At 64.6% G+C, this 14437-nt stretch carries 16 protein-coding genes, 1 tRNA gene, 1 pseudogene and 1 riboswitch; of the genes and pseudogenes, 3 read left to right on the top strand and 15 right to left on the bottom strand.

The features are described 5' to 3' along the window. Positions 1-228 precede the first annotated feature (228 nt). The 6 genes from rfbD to DIE17_RS07895 form a co-directional block, all read right to left on the bottom strand. The gene (rfbD, locus tag DIE17_RS07920; RefSeq protein ID WP_124572932.1) at positions 229-1131 is read right to left on the bottom strand and encodes a dTDP-4-dehydrorhamnose reductase; all 903 of its coding nucleotides are present in this window, start codon (positions 1129-1131) and stop codon (positions 229-231) included. 8 nt (positions 1132-1139) lie between these two features. Then, entirely contained in the window at positions 1140-1691 is a 552-nt protein-coding gene (rfbC, locus tag DIE17_RS07915; RefSeq protein ID WP_044844082.1) for a dTDP-4-dehydrorhamnose 3,5-epimerase, read from the bottom strand. Continuing rightward, positions 1676-2569, bottom strand: coding sequence for a glucose-1-phosphate thymidylyltransferase RfbA (gene rfbA, locus DIE17_RS07910; RefSeq protein WP_044844083.1), 894 nt, complete (start codon positions 2567-2569; stop codon positions 1676-1678). Before rfbA ends, rfbC begins: the two co-directional genes overlap by 16 nt. 11 nt (positions 2570-2580) lie before the next feature. Then, complete coding sequence (gene rfbB / locus DIE17_RS07905; RefSeq protein ID WP_124487933.1) at positions 2581-3642, bottom strand: dTDP-glucose 4,6-dehydratase; 1062 nt, start codon at positions 3640-3642, stop codon at positions 2581-2583. Between the two features lie 591 nt (positions 3643-4233). Further along, positions 4234-5067, bottom strand: coding sequence for a class II glutamine amidotransferase (locus DIE17_RS07900; RefSeq protein ID WP_044844085.1), 834 nt, complete (start codon positions 5065-5067; stop codon positions 4234-4236). Between the two features lie 149 nt (positions 5068-5216). Next, on the bottom strand, positions 5217-5546 hold the full coding sequence (locus DIE17_RS07895) for a carboxymuconolactone decarboxylase family protein (protein WP_057926191.1): 330 nt from the start codon (positions 5544-5546) through the stop codon (positions 5217-5219). A 130-nt stretch (positions 5547-5676) separates the two neighbouring features. Here DIE17_RS07895 and DIE17_RS07890 point away from each other — a divergent pair, with 130 nt between their 5' ends. Both DIE17_RS07890 and DIE17_RS38305 read left to right on the top strand, forming a co-directional pair. Then, positions 5677-6627: a cupin domain-containing protein gene (locus DIE17_RS07890; RefSeq protein WP_124529692.1), complete on the top strand. Its 951-nt coding sequence runs from the start codon at positions 5677-5679 to the stop codon at positions 6625-6627. 151 nt (positions 6628-6778) lie between these two features. Then, positions 6779-6931, top strand: a complete 153-nt coding sequence (locus tag DIE17_RS38305) for a hypothetical protein (RefSeq protein WP_409364371.1) — start codon at positions 6779-6781, stop codon at positions 6929-6931. Positions 6932-7119: 188 nt separating this feature from the next. On the opposite strand, the gene DIE17_RS07880 is transcribed toward DIE17_RS38305, so the two are convergent. From DIE17_RS07880 to DIE17_RS07840, 9 genes are all read right to left on the bottom strand, one after another. Then, positions 7120-7196: transfer RNA gene (locus DIE17_RS07880), tRNA-Lys, on the bottom strand. Between the two features lie 109 nt (positions 7197-7305). Further along, entirely contained in the window at positions 7306-8055 is a 750-nt protein-coding gene (ybgF, locus tag DIE17_RS07875) for a tol-pal system protein YbgF (protein WP_124487923.1), read from the bottom strand. 19 nt (positions 8056-8074) lie between these two features. Further along, positions 8075-8584: a peptidoglycan-associated lipoprotein Pal gene (gene pal / locus DIE17_RS07870; protein WP_044844089.1), complete on the bottom strand. Its 510-nt coding sequence runs from the start codon at positions 8582-8584 to the stop codon at positions 8075-8077. A 17-nt stretch (positions 8585-8601) separates the two neighbouring features. Further along, positions 8602-9897 carry a Tol-Pal system beta propeller repeat protein TolB gene (gene tolB, locus DIE17_RS07865; RefSeq protein ID WP_124487922.1) on the bottom strand — a complete coding sequence of 432 codons (1296 nt, stop codon included), beginning with the start codon at positions 9895-9897 and terminating at the stop codon, positions 8602-8604. Between the two features lie 109 nt (positions 9898-10006). After that, positions 10007-11074 carry a cell envelope integrity protein TolA gene (tolA, locus tag DIE17_RS07860; RefSeq protein ID WP_044844091.1) on the bottom strand — a complete coding sequence of 356 codons (1068 nt, stop codon included), beginning with the start codon at positions 11072-11074 and terminating at the stop codon, positions 10007-10009. Further along, positions 11071-11520 carry a protein TolR gene (gene tolR / locus DIE17_RS07855; RefSeq protein WP_124487921.1) on the bottom strand — a complete coding sequence of 150 codons (450 nt, stop codon included), beginning with the start codon at positions 11518-11520 and terminating at the stop codon, positions 11071-11073. Before tolR ends, tolA begins: the two co-directional genes overlap by 4 nt. A gap of 10 nt (positions 11521-11530) precedes the next feature. Further along, positions 11531-12208 (bottom strand): protein TolQ, encoded by a 678-nt coding sequence (gene tolQ / locus DIE17_RS07850; RefSeq protein ID WP_010091489.1) that lies wholly within the window; start codon positions 12206-12208, stop codon positions 11531-11533. A gap of 144 nt (positions 12209-12352) precedes the next feature. Beyond that, the gene (ybgC, locus tag DIE17_RS07845; protein WP_124487920.1) at positions 12353-12841 is read right to left on the bottom strand and encodes a tol-pal system-associated acyl-CoA thioesterase; all 489 of its coding nucleotides are present in this window, start codon (positions 12839-12841) and stop codon (positions 12353-12355) included. Positions 12842-12949: 108 nt separating this feature from the next. Continuing rightward, the gene (locus tag DIE17_RS07840; RefSeq protein ID WP_044844094.1) at positions 12950-13696 is read right to left on the bottom strand and encodes an SDR family NAD(P)-dependent oxidoreductase; all 747 of its coding nucleotides are present in this window, start codon (positions 13694-13696) and stop codon (positions 12950-12952) included. Between the two features lie 180 nt (positions 13697-13876). After that, positions 13877-13977, top strand: a riboswitch (ZMP/ZTP riboswitch). Between the two features lie 137 nt (positions 13978-14114). On the opposite strand from DIE17_RS07840, the pseudogene glyA reads away from it, so the two are divergent. Next, positions 14115-14437: pseudogene (gene glyA / locus DIE17_RS07830) on the top strand (serine hydroxymethyltransferase); the annotation flags it as partial.

Genomic DNA, 14437 nt, shown 5'->3' with positions numbered 1-14437 from the left:
CGGGCGTTTTCATCTCTTGCTCCGAAGTATTTTTCGGTGTACCGGAATCATGTATGAGGATTTAAAGTACCGCACGGGGTCCGCGTATTTCGAGGCGGTGTTCAGTAGGAAAGAACGGGTAATGGCTTGACAAGAACTAGTATGTTTTAGCCGCCTTCAGGCCGCCGGTTGCATGACGGCGGGAATAAGATTGCCGCCGCGCTTCTGGAAGCACGGCGGCGGCTGGCGTTACATCCCCTTCATGCACAGCTCGAGCGCAGCTTCCCAATGCGGCGCGCGCACGTCGAAGTGCTCGGCCAGTTTCTCGTTCGACATCCGCGAATTGGCCGGGCGGCTGGCGGGTGTCGGATAGGCGCTGGCGGGAATCGGCATGACCGCAGGCTTCCTTGGTAGATTCGAGAGACGGAAAATCGCCTCGGCGAAGCCGTGCCACGAAGTCGAACCCGCCGCGCACAGGTGATAGATGCCTGAATGCGCGTTCCACCATGCTTCCCGACCGGCCGCGCCGGCGGCGGCGGCCTGTGCGACGACATGGGCGGTCAGCGTTGCGATCGTGTTCGACCAAGTCGGCGCACCGATCTGGTCCGCGACGATCTTCAGTTCGTCGCGCTCGGCGCCCAGGCGCAGCATCGTCAGCAGAAAGTTCTTGCCGCGCGCGCCGTACACCCAGCTCGTGCGGAAGATCAGATGCGCGCAGCCGGCGGCCGCGATCGCCTGTTCGCCCGCGAGCTTGGTCTTGCCATAGACGTTTTGCGGATCGACGGGATCGTCCTCGACGTACGGGCCGTCCTTTGTCCCGGCAAAGACGTAATCGGTCGAGTAGTGAATCAGCGCCGCGCCGATGCGCTTCGCCTCTTCGGCCAGCACCGCGGGCGCCTCGGCGTTCAGGCGCGTGGCAAGCGCGACGTCGGTCTGCGCCTGATCCACCGCCGTGTACGCGGCCGGATTCACGATCAGGTCGGGCTTCACTTCACGCACGACCTCGCGCACCTGGTCGAGGCGCGACAGGTCGAGCCGGTTGCGGTCGAGCGCGACCACGTTACCGAGCCCTTGCAGCGTGCGCGCCAGCTCGAATCCCACCTGGCCGTTGATTCCGGTGAGCAGGATGGTTCGCGGTTCGGGCGTTTGCACGGCGGCCCTCACTGGAAGCACTCGGCTTCGGCGAGCCGCTTGCCCGCCGCGTCTTTCGCGGCCAGCAGCGGTTCGCCGTCGAGCGGCCATTCGATGCCGATCTCCGGATCGTTCCACAGCAGGCTGCGCTCGTGCTCCGGGAACCAGTAGTCGGTGGTTTTGTAGAGGAATTGTGCGGACTCCGACAGCACCACGAAGCCGTGCGCGAAGCCGGGCGGCACCCACAGCTGGCGATGGTTGTCGGCCGACAGCGTCACACCGACCCATTTGCCGAAATTCGGCGAACTGCGCCGGATGTCGACTGCGACGTCGAACACCTCGCCTTCGACCACGCGCACGAGCTTGCCCTGCGCGTGCTCGATCTGGTAGTGGAGCCCGCGCAGCACACCCTTCGCGGAACGCGAGTGGTTGTCCTGGACGAACTCGACGTCGGCCTCGACGAGCGCCGCGAATTCGCGCCCGTTGAAGCTCTCGTAGAAATAGCCACGCGCGTCGCCGAATACTTTCGGCTCGACGATCTTGACTTCGGGGAGCGCCGTAGCAGTTACCGTGATGGCCATGCAACCTGATCCGTAAGAATGTTCAGCAAATATTTGCCGTAGCCGTTTTTCGACAGCGGCTGCGCGAGCTTCTGTACCTGTTCGGCATCGATCCAGTGCCTGCGGTACGCGATCTCCTCGGGGCAGGCGACGACCAGACCTTGCCGCTTCTGCAGCGTCGCGATGAAGCTGGCGGCCTCGATCAGCGAATCGTGGGTGCCGGTGTCGAGCCATGCATAGCCGCGGCCCATGATCTCGACGTTCAACGCGCCGTCGGCGAGATAGCGGGAATTGACGTCGGTGATTTCGAGTTCGCCGCGCGGCGACGGCTCGATGTCGGCGGCGATGTCGCACACGCGGTTGTCGTAGAAGTAGAGGCCGGTCACGGCGTAGTGCGAACGCGGCTTGGCCGGCTTCTCTTCGATCGATACGGCACGGAAGTGCTGGTCGAACTCGACGACGCCGTAACGCTCCGGATCGTGTACGTGATAGGCGAACACCGTTGCGCCAGCGTCCTGCGCGTCTGCGTGCTCGAGCTGCTTGGCCAGGTCGTGACCATAGAAGATGTTGTCGCCGAGGATAAGCGCCGACGGGTCGTTGCCCACGAATTCGCGGCCGATGACGAACGCCTGCGCAAGACCGTCCGGTGACGGCTGCACCGCATACCGGATGTTCATCCCCCACTGGCTACCGTCGCCGAGCATGGCTTCGAAGCGCGGGGTGTCCTGCGGCGTCGAGATGATCAGCACGTCGCGAATGCCCGCTACCATCAGCGTCGACAGCGGGTAATAGATCATCGGCTTGTCGTAGACAGGAAGCAACTGCTTCGAGACCGAATGCGTGATCGGATAGAGCCGTGTGCCGGAACCGCCGGCGAGAATGATGCCCTTGCGCGCCATGTCCGTTCCCCTTACGCGCGGTGCGCGTAGTTCGTTGCGACCCACTTGCGGTACTCGCCCGAAGCGACTTCGTCGACCCATTCCTGATGGTCGAGATACCAGCGCACCGTTTTCGCGAGACCGGTTTCGAACGTTTCGGCGGGCTTCCAGCCGAGTTCGCGCTCGAGCTTGCGCGCATCGATCGCGTAGCGTCGGTCATGGCCCGGCCGGTCGGTCACGTAAGTGATCTGGTCGCGGTACGAGCCCGCCGATTTCGGTCGCAGTTCGTCCAGCAGGTCGCACAGCGTGTGCACGACCTCGAGATTCGTTTTCTCGTTCCACCCGCCGATGTTGTACGTTTCGCCGGTCTGGCCGCGCGCGAGTACCTCGCGGATCGCACTGCAGTGGTCGCCGACATACAGCCAGTCTCGTACATTCTGGCCATCGCCATACACGGGCAGCGGCTTGCCGGCGAGCGCGTTGGCGATCATCAGCGGAATGAGCTTCTCGGGGAACTGGTACTGGCCATAGTTGTTCGAGCAGTTCGTGGTCAGCGTCGGCAGGCCGTACGTATGCTGATACGCGCGCACGAGATGATCGGAACCGGCCTTGGTCGCCGAATAGGGGCTGTTCGGTGCGTACGGAGTCGTTTCGGAGAATTGCGGATCGGCAGGCGACAGCGAACCGAATACCTCGTCCGTGGAAACGTGCAGAAAACGGAATGCGGCCTTGTCCGCCTCCGGCAGCGTATTCCAGTACTGGCGCGCGGCTTCGAGCAGCGTAAATGTCCCGACGACATTGGTCTGAACAAAATCCGCCGGCCCGTGAATCGAGCGATCGACGTGGCTTTCCGCAGCGAAATGCAGGACCGCCCGAGGCTTGTATTCCGCGAACAGCGCGTCGAGTGCTGCACGGTCGCAGATATCGGCGTGCGCGAACACGTGCTTCGGGTTTCCGTGCAGCGATTTTAGCGTTCCGAGATTGCCCGCATAGGTCAATTTGTCGACGTTCAGAACCGATTCGTCCGATTGACGCAGCCAGTCAAGCACAAAGTTGGCACCGATAAAGCCGGCGCCACCTGTAACCAATATCATGTAGCCTCTCTCATTACGTTAATGGCAGTGAATCCTGCCTTGTTCTCGTTCGCGCGCTGCCCTCGGTTGACGCGCGTTGAAGAATATCAAGAAATCGTGCGAGCCTGGCGGACGTGGCGGACGTGGCGGGCTGGATTGCACGCATATTCTAGGATATTCCTCGGGGGCAACGCATGTGCCAACCGGACAGTCTGCGTTGAAAGACTATTAATTCTCTATACCGCGGGACCCGGCCGGTGCCGGTTGCGTACGGGGTATCACGATTTCCCGTGCTCTTGCGGGGAATTCATCAGACATGCAATCTCGCGCAAACATTTGCGCGAACCGCAGCAAAGAAACGGCAAGCGGGAGTTGATGTCGAATGCGGTGATGGTTTTTGCGATACTTGAAATCGGCGATAACTATACCATGCTCGATTCAGTCGGTGCGAATCACTCGTTTTATGTCGTGATTTAGTATTGCCGTGTCTTTGCTTTGCCGTCACGGCTGGTGGCGCCGTGGTCGTTGGCACGCCTGTCAGTTTATTCGCTAAATCCGGTTTGATTCGGACACATTTCGCCGTGGCGGCAGGAGTTGAAACGCAGCTTCAACCTACTTATGCCGCGGATTGAACGGCCGCTGCTGCACATCCGCCCCCTGCGCGACGATCGCCATGCTTTCCGGCACTTCCTCCCATGCGCCGCGCAAGTCGACGAGCGGCTCCGACACGACCATGAACGCGTCGTCGCCCGCTTCCGCGATGCGCGGGTTGTGCGGATAGAGTTCGTGCAGATGCTTGAACGACGTGCTGTGGAACAGCGAGCGCGATTGCCGTTCGCTCGAGTAGCGCACCGCGATGATCCGCTCACCGTCCGTCGCGCAGATCGTCATGTTGAGCGGCTCGGCAACGCGGTATCGCGCGGCGGTTTCCTCGACCATGCCGACCATCCGTTCGAGCGCCGGCAGCGGCGTCTGCTCCAGGCCGAAGGTCAGCGCGAGACGGAACATCAGCTCGGAGTCGGTCGTCCCTTCGATCGTCGGGAACAGTGCCGGGTCGACCTTCATCGTCAGGTCGCGGCGCAGCTTGTGGAAATCGCGAATCAGCCCGTTGTGCGCGAACAGCCAGCGGCCGTGGCGGAACGGATGGCAGTTGGTTTCCTGGACGGGCGTGTCGGTTGCCGCGCGGATATGTGCGATGAACATCCGCGAGCGGATCGCGCGCGCGGCTTCGCGCAGGTTGCGGTCGTTCCATGCGGGATGCACCGACCGATAGCGGAACGGCAGTTCCTCGGGGCGGCCGTACCAGCCGATGCCGAACCCGTCGCCGTTGGTGGTCGTGGCGCCCAGCTCCGAATGCAGGCTCTGGTCGATCAGCGAATGCTTCGCGCGAAACAGGACGGTCTCGAGATGGATCGGATTACCCGTATAGGCGAGCCAGCGGCACATGGAGCGCTCCTTCGCGATGAATCTTCTCGCGCATGGTAGCCGACTTCGCGGCGCCGGCGTACGCGACCGCGGCGCGTCCGCCGGCTGGCCGGCCGCGCCGGCGATCGTCCGCGAAGGATGCGGCGGGCGCCGCACCCTTCAGGTGCGCGTCACTCGCCGAGCGCGTCCATCACGCGGGCCGAATAGACGAGCGCCGCGCCCGCATTCAGCGCGATCGCGACGCCGAGCGCCTCGGCCACTTCCTCCTTGGTTGCGCCATGCTTCGCGGCTTCAGCCGTGTGCACCGCGATACAGCCATCGCAGCGTGTCGTGACGGCCACCGCGAGCGCGATCAGTTCGCGCGTCTTCGCGTCGAGATGGCCTGTCTTGGCGCCGGCGCCGGACAGCGCCTTGTAGCCGGCCAGCGTGTCGGGCGAGAGCTTCGCGATGTCGCCGATGCGCGTCGAGAGTTCCTTCCGGTATTCGTTCCAGTTCAGCATGATGCGTCCTTTCGAGAAGAGGTGGATCAGGCGGCGGATGCCGCGATCTCGGGCGATGCAGGACTTATTCTGAGCGTTCGCGCTGAGGGTTTCGATACGCTAGAGTGTCAATTTTTAGCGCAAACGTCTCATGGACGCATTGAGTCAACTGTTGTCGCTGGGCCGCAGCCATGTCGAGCTCGACGTGCGCTGCCTGCTCGACGGCCCGTTCGCGATGCCGCACGATCCGTTGCCGCCCGGCGAGGCGGCGTTTCACCTGCTGCTGTCCGGAACGTGCCGGCTGCGCACGGCCGACGGGCGCACGCTGCGGCTGGCCGACGGCGACTTCGTGCTGCTGCCGGCGGGCGACGCGCACGATTTGTCCGATGTCGGCGGTAGTGGCGCGCGGCCGCCGGTCGCGTCGCTGCGCGAGCCGGGCGTGGCCGGCGGTGCGGTGCTGCCGGTCAAGTCGAATCGCGATCCCGCGGATCCGGCCGATGCGAGCGTCGACCTGCTTTGCGGGCGCTTCATTTATGCGCGCGGCGCAGGTGAATTGCTGATGCGTACGTTACCGCGGGTGCTGCATGTCGGGCTGCGCGCGGCGTCGGGGCCCGCGTCGCTGCAACTGCTGACGAGCGTGCTGCGTGCCGAGGCATCGAGCGCGCAGCCGGGTGCGCGCGCGATCGTGAACGCGCTGGGGCAGGCATTGCTCGCCTACGCGTTGCGTGCGTACGGCCGCGATGCGCGCGTGCCGGCCGGCTGGCTCGCGCTGGCTGCCGATGCGCGGCTCGGCCCGTCGGTCCAGGCCGTGCTGCAGGCGCCGGCGCAAGCGTGGACGGTCGAATCGCTCGGCGCGGCATCCGCGATGTCGCGCGCGACCTATGCGCGGCATTTCCGCGAGAAGGCCGGGATGAGCGTCGGCGCGTTCGTCGCGCAGATCCGGATGATGCATGCATGCGCGCTGCTGCAGGACACGCAGCGCGGCCAGGCGGAGATCGGGCAGGCGGTCGGCTATCAGTCCGAGGCGGCGTTCGGCAAGGCGTTTCGCGCGGTGCTCGGCACGACGCCTGGGCGCTGGCGGCGCGCGCAGCGGGACACGTAAGACCGGCAGCGCGATCGTCGTGTGGTGCGGCAACGCGGCTACCATGCGCGAAATGTATTCCGATGAAAACGATTTCGAACAAGACCCAATGGCTGGGTCGCGCTGTTGATCGCGATCGCGCTGCTGGTCGTCGGCATTCTTCAATGCGACGCTGCAACCGAGCGAGAAGGGCTTCTACGCGATTTGTCGTTCGTGCTCGTGCTGTTCGTTCGGTGCGGTGACCGTGCAGAAGAATACGCGCGACATGCAGCGCGCCAAGCCGCGCTTCACCGACGCGGATTCCGCGCCGACCGTTCAGGAGTGACGGTGACGCCACGCGAAGCGTGGCGCCCGAGCGGGCCGCCTGTGTCGCATGGCACGCGCCGGCTCCCCGTTCGATCGACTTCGTCGAAAGCGGCGCGAGCATCATCGAGATGCCGAGCGCAATACTGCGGGAAGCAGACGCAAAAAAGCCTCCACTCGGGAGGCTTTTATTGCACTATCAAAGATAGTTGGTAGGGTGGGAGGGACTCGAACCCTCGACTCTCTGATTAAAAGTCAGATACTCTAACCAACTGAGTTACCACCCCACGTTCTTGAAACCGGTTGGTCCGTTGCGCTGACAACTTGCTCAACGACCCAAAGAGCAAAAGATTATATCGGCGAATTGAAGGGCTGTCAACAATTCGACACGGTAATTTATTTGATGCTCTCGATCTTGCCCTGCGCGGTCTGCGCAGCGTTCGATCCGGCGTACTGCGACACGACCTGCTCGAACGTCTTCTTCGCGGCCGCCTTCTGGCCTTGCTCGAGCTGGTTCGTCCCGATCGCGACGAGCGCGTCGGCCGCACGCGGATGCTGCGGATACTTGCTCACGATCGCTTGCCACGTCGCGGTCGAGCCGCGGTAGTCGCGCAGCGCGTATTGCGCATTGCCGAGCCAGTACTGCGCAGTCGGCTGGTACGGGCTCTGCGGGTACTTCGCGATGAAGCTGCGGAACGAGGCCGCGGCCGCCTTGAAGTTGCCGTTGCGGAATTGCTGCTGCGCCGCGCTGAGCGCATCCGTTTCACCCGGCTGCACGGTGCCTTCGACACCATCGATCGTCGCCTGTTGCGGCTCGAACTTCTTGAGCCGCGTGTCGAGATCCTGGTAATACTCCTTCTGCTGCCGCTCGAGCGTCGTCAGCCGATTCGTCAGATCCTCGTTCTCGCCGCGCAGCGTCGCGACCTGCTGGTTCAGCTGGTCGATACGGCCGGATTGATCGAGGATCGTACGCTGGGCGGCCGACAGCTGGCTGGACAGGTTGTCGCTCTTGCTGCGCAGATCGAGCACGGCGCGGCGCGCCTCGTTGTCGTCGAACATGCCGGCGTGCGCCGGCGCGGCCGACCACGCCGCGCCGACGACGCAGAACGCTGCGGCGATGCGCAGCCAGGATACACGGTGCGTCATACGGCAACTCTTCCGTTACTTACTGTTGGTAGACGAGGTCGGCGCGACGGTTCTGCGCCCACGATGCTTCGTCGTGACCCGCTGCTTGCGGCTTTTCCTTACCGAGGCTCACGGCTTCCATCTGCGAGTCGTTCACGCCGAGCAGTGCCATCGCGCGGCGGACAGCTTCCGCACGCTTCTGGCCCAGCGCGAGGTTGTACTCGCTCGTGCCGCGCTCGTCGGTGTTGCCCTGGATCAGCACGTGACGCTGCGGATGGCTCTTCAGGTACTGAGCGTGTTGCTGCATCAGCGGCTGGTACTCGTCCTTCACCGAATAGCTGTCGAAGTCGAAGTAGATGCTGCGCTTTGCGAGCGGGCTGTTCGGATCGTTCAGCGGATCGACGTTCACTTGCGCGACGTTGTCGGCGCTCGGCTGCGTGCTCATCGCACCCGCGTTGGCCTTGTCGTCGAGCTTCACACCCGACTTGCACGCTGCGAGCGCGCTGATCATCATCACGGCCAGGGCCAGACGAGCTTTATTCGACATCATGGTTACTCTCCTTGTGGTCATTGCATGAAGGGCCCCCACGACGGCTCACGAACGGAGCCGCCCTGGACGGACAGGATTTGCGGCGGCGCGCTGCCGTCGGAGGGCACTGCTGCCAGCACGTTACGACCACCCGACTGGGTCGCGTAGAGAAGGTACTGGCCGTTTGCCGCGAAGCTCGGCGATTCGTCGCGATTGGTATTCGTGACGGCGTTCGCCGCCCCGGATTGCAGATCCTGAACGTACAGCTTGAACCCCCCACCCGTGCGGGAGATGTAGGCGAGCAGCTTGCCGTCCGGGCTGATGCGCGGGCTGGTGTTGTAGCTGCCGGTGAAGGTCACGCGTTGTGCCGCGCCGGCGCTTTCGCCTTGTGCCGGCATCCGGTAGATCTGCGGCGCGCCGCCGCGATCGCTCGTGAAATAGATCCAGCGGCCGTCCGGCGAGTAGAACGGCTCGGTATCGATCGAGCTGCTCTGCGTGAGCCGGCGCAGACCGCCACCGGTTGCATTGACCGTATAGATTTGCGTATTGCCCGTCAGCGACAGGGCAACGGCCAGCGTGTTGCTGTCCGGCGACCACGCCGGCGCGCTGTTGTTGCCCTTCTGGTCGGAGACGATGTAGCGGCGGCCGGTCGGCAGGTCATGGATGTAGACGATCGGCTTCTTGCGCTCGAACGACACGTACGCGACCTTCGTGCCGCTCGGCGACCACGACGGCGAGATGATCGGCTCGGTGCTCGACAGCGCGATGCGCGGGTTCTGGCCGTCCGAATCCGAGATCTGCAGCTGGTAGCGGTTACCCGTCTTGATCACGTACGACAGGCGCGTGGCGAACACGCCGCGCACGCCGAGCAGCTTCTGGTAGATGTAGTCGGCGATCTTGTGGCCGGCCGTGCGCAGCGTGGTGTCGGTGGCCGTCAGCGACAGGCCGCCGAGGCTTTGCTGTTTCACGGTGTCGTACAGGATGAAGTTCACCTTGTACTGGCCGTTCGCTTCGCGGTTCACGCTGCCGGCGACGAACGCATTCGCGCCCTTGGCCTTCCATGCGCCGAGATCGACCGATGCGGTCTCGGGCACGGGCGTGCTGCCCGCGTCGATGTTGGTGAATTTGCCGCTACGGGCGAGGTCGGAGCGGACGATCGACGTGACCTGCTGCGGCAGGCCTGCCTCGTTCGCGAAGTTCGCGGTGGCGATGGGGAACTGGGTCGAACCGACGCCGGTGATCAGCACGTTGACCTGCGCGTTAGCGGCGCCGCCGGCCGCAATCAGACACGAGGCCACGAGTGCCCTGAAACCTAGTTTCGTCATCAAACTCATGCTTCTTGCTTCCCATGTGACTTGGATCGCTGCGCAACCGCAGAGACAGTAAAAATACCCGATTCGTTCCCGTCCGGCAGCGACGCACGGAGTGTAAGCGCATTTGCGATCACTCCGCCGCCTTGAAGGTAATCGTAATGTCGGACGGGGTACGACCGTTAGAATCGGGCGGCAATGGGACCGACGACTGGATCGCATTGACCACGGCTTGATCCCACCCCGAATTTCCGCTCGAACGGCGGATCGAAACACTGAGCACGTCGCCCGACGGCGTGCAGCGGATCGCGACCACAGTCGTCAGGCCCGCGCGCTCGCCGCCCCAGACGATGTTCGGCTTCACGCGGCGACGCACCTTGTCGGGATAGCCGGGCGATGCGGCATTGCCGCCGGAGCCCGTGCCGGTGCCGCTTTTCGCGAGGCCCTCGCCGCCGCCTTCGCCGGCGCCGGACATGCCCTGCATCTGCGCGAGGCGCGCGTTGCGCTCACGGTCGAGCTTCGCCTTCGCTGCCGCGTCGGCCTTCGCGCGCGCCGTCGCTTCAGCCTTCGCCTTGGCCTGGGCTTCCGCCTTCGCCTTCGCGGCCGCGTCGGCCCTGGCCTTCGCTGCCTGCTGCGCTTCCAGCTGCGCCTGCTTCTGTTGCTGCTGTTTCTGCTGCTGGAGTTTCTGTTGTTCGAGCTTCTGCTGCTCCACGAGCTGTTGTTGCTTGAGCTTGTCCGCCTGCTTCTGCCGTTCGCGCTCGGCGGCCTTCTGCGCGGCGAGCGCGGCAGCCTGCTGGGCCGCGAGCTGCTCGCGCCGGGTTTCCTCTTGCTGGGCCTTCAGTTGCTGCGCGCGGCGCTGCTGCTCGAGCAGCGCTTCGCGCGCGGCCGCTTCCTGCTGCCGTTTCTTCTGCTGCAGCGCGATGTCCGCCTGCTCGTCCCGGACCGGGGGAGGGGGCGGTGCGAGCTTCGCGGGCGGCGCGGGCGTGACGACGGGCCGCGGCGCGGGCACGTCGGGTACCTCGGTCCACAGCTCGGCCTCGGAGCCGGCCGGCGTGCTGTTCTGCCATTGCACGCCGTGATAGAGGAACAGCGCGAGCAGCACGTGCATCAGCGCGGCGAGCGCGAACGCGCGCCAGGTGCCGCGCTCGCGCGGGGGCTGAGACGGGTAGGCGTTGCCGCGCGTGGATTGCTGCCGGTTCATTGCGATTTGACGAGGAGGCCGACGCGCTTGACGCCGCGCGCCTTCAGATCCGACATCACGGTCATGACCGCATCGTACTGCACGGTCTTGTCGGCCGCGATCACGACGGGCTGGTCGGGATGATCGGCCTGCCGGGCCGAGATGAAGCTGTCGAGCTCGGCCTTGGTCATCGTGTCTTCCTGCGTCGCGCCGGCGTCGCTCTTGTACTTGACGCTCATCGTGCGGTCGGCCTTGATGTTGACGACGACGGGGGGCGTCTGTTCCTGCGGTGCTGCGTTGCCGACGGTCGGCAGATTGATGATCGACGGGGCGACGAGCGGTGCCGTGACCATGAAGATCACGAGCAGCACCAGCATCACGTCGATGTACGGCACGACGTTGATGTCGGCCATCGCGCGGCGCGAGCGGCCGCCGCGCATGCTGGATCGAATGGGGCTTCCTGCCATGGCGTGCTCCTTACTGGGCCTGGCGCTGCAGGATGTTCGAGAACTCTTCGATGAAGGTCTCGAAGCGGATCGCGAGGCGGTCGATGTCGTGCGCGTAGCGGTTGTACGCGACCACCGCCGGAATCGCGGCGAACAGGCCGATCGCGGTGGCGACGAGTGCCTCGGCGATGCCCGGTGCGACGTTCGCGAGCGTCGCCTGCTGCACGTTCGCGAGGCCGCGGAACGAGTTCATGATCCCCCAGACGGTGCCGAACAGGCCGATGTACGGGCTGACCGAGCCGACCGACGCGAGGAACGCGAGGTTCGCTTCGAGTACGTCCATTTCGCGCTGGAACGACGCGCGCATCGCGCGGCGTGCCCCGTCGAGCACGAGGCCCGGGTCGCTGATGCGCTTTTCCTTCGCCTTCAGGAATTCACGCATCCCCGATTCGAAGATCCGCTCGAGCGCGCCGATCGTGTGACGGTTGTTGGCCGCGCTCTGATACAGCGCCTGCAGGTCGCCGCCCGACCAGAAATCCCTTTCGAAGCGTTCGGTCTGCGCGCGTGCGCGGCGGATCGCGAACCACTTGCGGAAGATGAAGGTCCACGACATCAGCGACAGCAGCAACAGCAGCCCCATCACGGCCTGGGCCAGCACGCTCGCGTTGAGGACGAGGGAAATGATCGACAGGTCTTGAGAAGTGTTCATAGAGGTTTGAGTAACGTCCCTTCGGGGGTGTCCGGCGAGGGCGCACGGTATGCGTGTGGCGCGGCGCGCCGGCCTGGCCTGGCGCCGAACCTTGCTTAGTATCGATTCAGGAAGGCAAGTTCATGGGCCTTGTCTAAACGGTGCTCATCCGAGCTTCGTTGACAGTACGGCAGTCTGCCCGGCGTCGATGACGGGCCCGCGTTGCAGCGCGTCGAGCACGACCGGCGGGATCGCCGCGGGCCGGATGCCGATCTGTTCGACGCAGCCGAGGCGGATGTGTCCGGCGACGAGCAGCGTGTCGCCACGCCATGCTTCCTGCGTGAATTCCACCGAGGCGCGGCCGATGCGTCCGGGCCGGCTCGTGATCGTCAGCGTGTCGTCGAGTCGCGCCGGAGCGCGGTAGTCGAGCGTCGTGCTGCGGACGATGAAGATCGCGCCCGTGTCGTCGGCGAGCCGACGCTGGTCGATGCCGCACGCGCGCAGCCATTCGGTGCGAGCGCGCTCGAAGAATTTCAGGTAGTTGGCATAGAAGACGATGCCGCCTGCGTCGGTGTCCTCGTAGTACACGCGTACCGGCCAGGTGAAGCCGGAGTGCGAGTCCGGGGAGCGGGTAGGCTGAGTCATGGCGCGCATTTTACCGGAAGGCCGAGGCCGGATTCGTAACCGATTCGTAACGGAATGTAGTACGGCGCAGCATGCCGCGGGCCGGCCGGAGGCGGGCCCGCGGCTGCGCCCGTCGTGTCAGCCGCGATGGATCGTGAGGCCGGCCGGAGCCTGGGCGACCGGCATCATCTCGATCGTGTTGATGTTGACGTGCGCGGGGCGCGTCGCGATCCAGTAGATCGTGTCGGCGATGTCCTCGGCCGTGAGCGGCTGGACGTTCTGGTAGACGTTCGCCGCCTTCGCATCGTCGCCGCGGAAGCGGACGTTCGAGAATTCCGTGCCGCCGCAGAGGCCCGGCTCGATGTCGGTTACGCGCAACGGCGTGCCGATCAGGTCGGCGCGCAGGTTCAGGCTGAATTGTCTGACGAAAGCCTTGGTTGCGCCGTATACGTTCCCGCCCGGATACGGATAGGTGCCGGCCACCGAACCGAGGTTGAAGATATGGCCGCGGCCGCGCTCGATCATGCCGGGCAGCAACGCGTGCGTGACGGTCACGAGGCCCGAGCAGTTCGTATCGATCATGGTTTGCCACTCGTCGAGGCTGGCCTTGTGGGCCGGCTCGACACCGAGCGCGAGACCGGCGTTGTTGACGAGCACGTCGAGCGCCGCGAATTCGGCGGGAAGGGCGGCCGGCACGGCTTCTACTGCGGCGCGGTCGCGCACGTCGAGCTCGAGCGGCAGCAGTGCCTCGCCGAGTTCGGCCGCGAGCGCATCGAGACGATCCTTGCGGCGCGCGGTTGCGACGACGCGATGGCCGCCGTTGACGAAGGCTCGGGCGATTGCGGCGCCGAAGCCGGCGGACGCGCCTGTGACGAACACGATCATTGCTGCTCCTGGTCGGTAACAAAGTAGCGGATAGTATCCCGCAAGCCTACTGAGATTGCCGCACCGCGGCAAGGCGCCAAAGCGCGTCGGCACGGGTGCGTAAAATCTGGCCCTTATTGTTTCGGGGCCGCTGCCGCGCGGTTGCCTATTCATGACGCATCCAATAAACTAACGCGCTCATCACCCCTGCGTGACTGGCGATAGAACCCTTCGGGTTCAAGGTGGAGCATCCCACCGTGAAGCGCGGGGCGCCGTTTTTGCCGTTCGCCTGGGCAGCCGTTGTGCGCCGTTGCGTGCATCGCCGGTGGCTGTCCCGTCTCGCGTCATACGGATTCTTCCGCCACGTCGAGCTGGTTCCGCCAGCAGCGCAATGTACTCGGCCGCCCCGGTCAACCTGTACACACTTAACGGAAACCGTATGTTTGACAGAGCCCAAAGCACCATCGCGAACGTCGATCCCGAACTCTTTGCAGCGATCGAGCAGGAAAACCGCCGCCAGGAAGATCACATCGAGCTGATCGCGTCGGAAAACTACACGAGCCCGGCCGTGATGGCCGCACAGGGCTCGCAGCTCACGAACAAGTACGCGGAAGGTTATCCGGGCAAGCGCTACTACGGCGGCTGTGAGTACGTCGACGTGGTCGAGCAACTGGCGATCGACCGTGTGAAGCAGCTGTTCGGCGCGGAAGCCGCGAACGTGCAGCCGAACTCGGGTTCGCAGGCGAACCAGGGCGTGTTCTT

Origin of the sequence: Burkholderia sp. Bp9099 (assembly GCF_003857805.1) — a bacterium.
In the GTDB taxonomy this organism is placed as follows: domain Bacteria; phylum Pseudomonadota; class Gammaproteobacteria; order Burkholderiales; family Burkholderiaceae; genus Burkholderia.
Note: the sequence above shows the minus strand (reverse complement) of the source record. Positions and strands in the feature narration are given on the sequence as shown.

Bases quoted from the DNA above. Each gene is read 5' to 3' on its own strand.
- tolB (WP_124487922.1), bottom strand. From the start codon at position 9,897: ATGAGTTTGATGACGAAACTAGGTTTCAGGGCACTCGTGGCCTCGTGT.
- rfbA (WP_044844083.1), bottom strand. From the start codon at position 2,569: ATGGCGCGCAAGGGCATCATTCTCGCCGGCGGTTCCGGCACACGGCTC.
- ybgF (WP_124487923.1), bottom strand. From the start codon at position 8,055: ATGACGCACCGTGTATCCTGGCTGCGCATCGCCGCAGCGTTCTGCGTC.
- rfbC (WP_044844082.1), bottom strand. From the start codon at position 1,691: ATGGCCATCACGGTAACTGCTACGGCGCTCCCCGAAGTCAAGATCGTC.
- rfbB (WP_124487933.1), bottom strand. From the start codon at position 3,642: ATGATATTGGTTACAGGTGGCGCCGGCTTTATCGGTGCCAACTTTGTG.
- tolA (WP_044844091.1), bottom strand. From the start codon at position 11,074: ATGAACCGGCAGCAATCCACGCGCGGCAACGCCTACCCGTCTCAGCCC.
- ybgC (WP_124487920.1), bottom strand. From the start codon at position 12,841: ATGCGCGCCATGACTCAGCCTACCCGCTCCCCGGACTCGCACTCCGGC.
- DIE17_RS07900 (WP_044844085.1), bottom strand. From the start codon at position 5,067: ATGTGCCGCTGGCTCGCCTATACGGGTAATCCGATCCATCTCGAGACC.
- pal (WP_044844089.1), bottom strand. From the start codon at position 8,584: ATGATGTCGAATAAAGCTCGTCTGGCCCTGGCCGTGATGATGATCAGC.
- DIE17_RS07840 (WP_044844094.1), bottom strand. From the start codon at position 13,696: ATGATCGTGTTCGTCACAGGCGCGTCCGCCGGCTTCGGCGCCGCAATC.
- tolR (WP_124487921.1), bottom strand. From the start codon at position 11,520: ATGGCAGGAAGCCCCATTCGATCCAGCATGCGCGGCGGCCGCTCGCGC.
- DIE17_RS07895 (WP_057926191.1), bottom strand. From the start codon at position 5,546: ATGCTGAACTGGAACGAATACCGGAAGGAACTCTCGACGCGCATCGGC.
- tolQ (WP_010091489.1), bottom strand. From the start codon at position 12,208: ATGAACACTTCTCAAGACCTGTCGATCATTTCCCTCGTCCTCAACGCG.
- DIE17_RS07890 (WP_124529692.1), top strand. From the start codon at position 5,677: ATGGACGCATTGAGTCAACTGTTGTCGCTGGGCCGCAGCCATGTCGAG.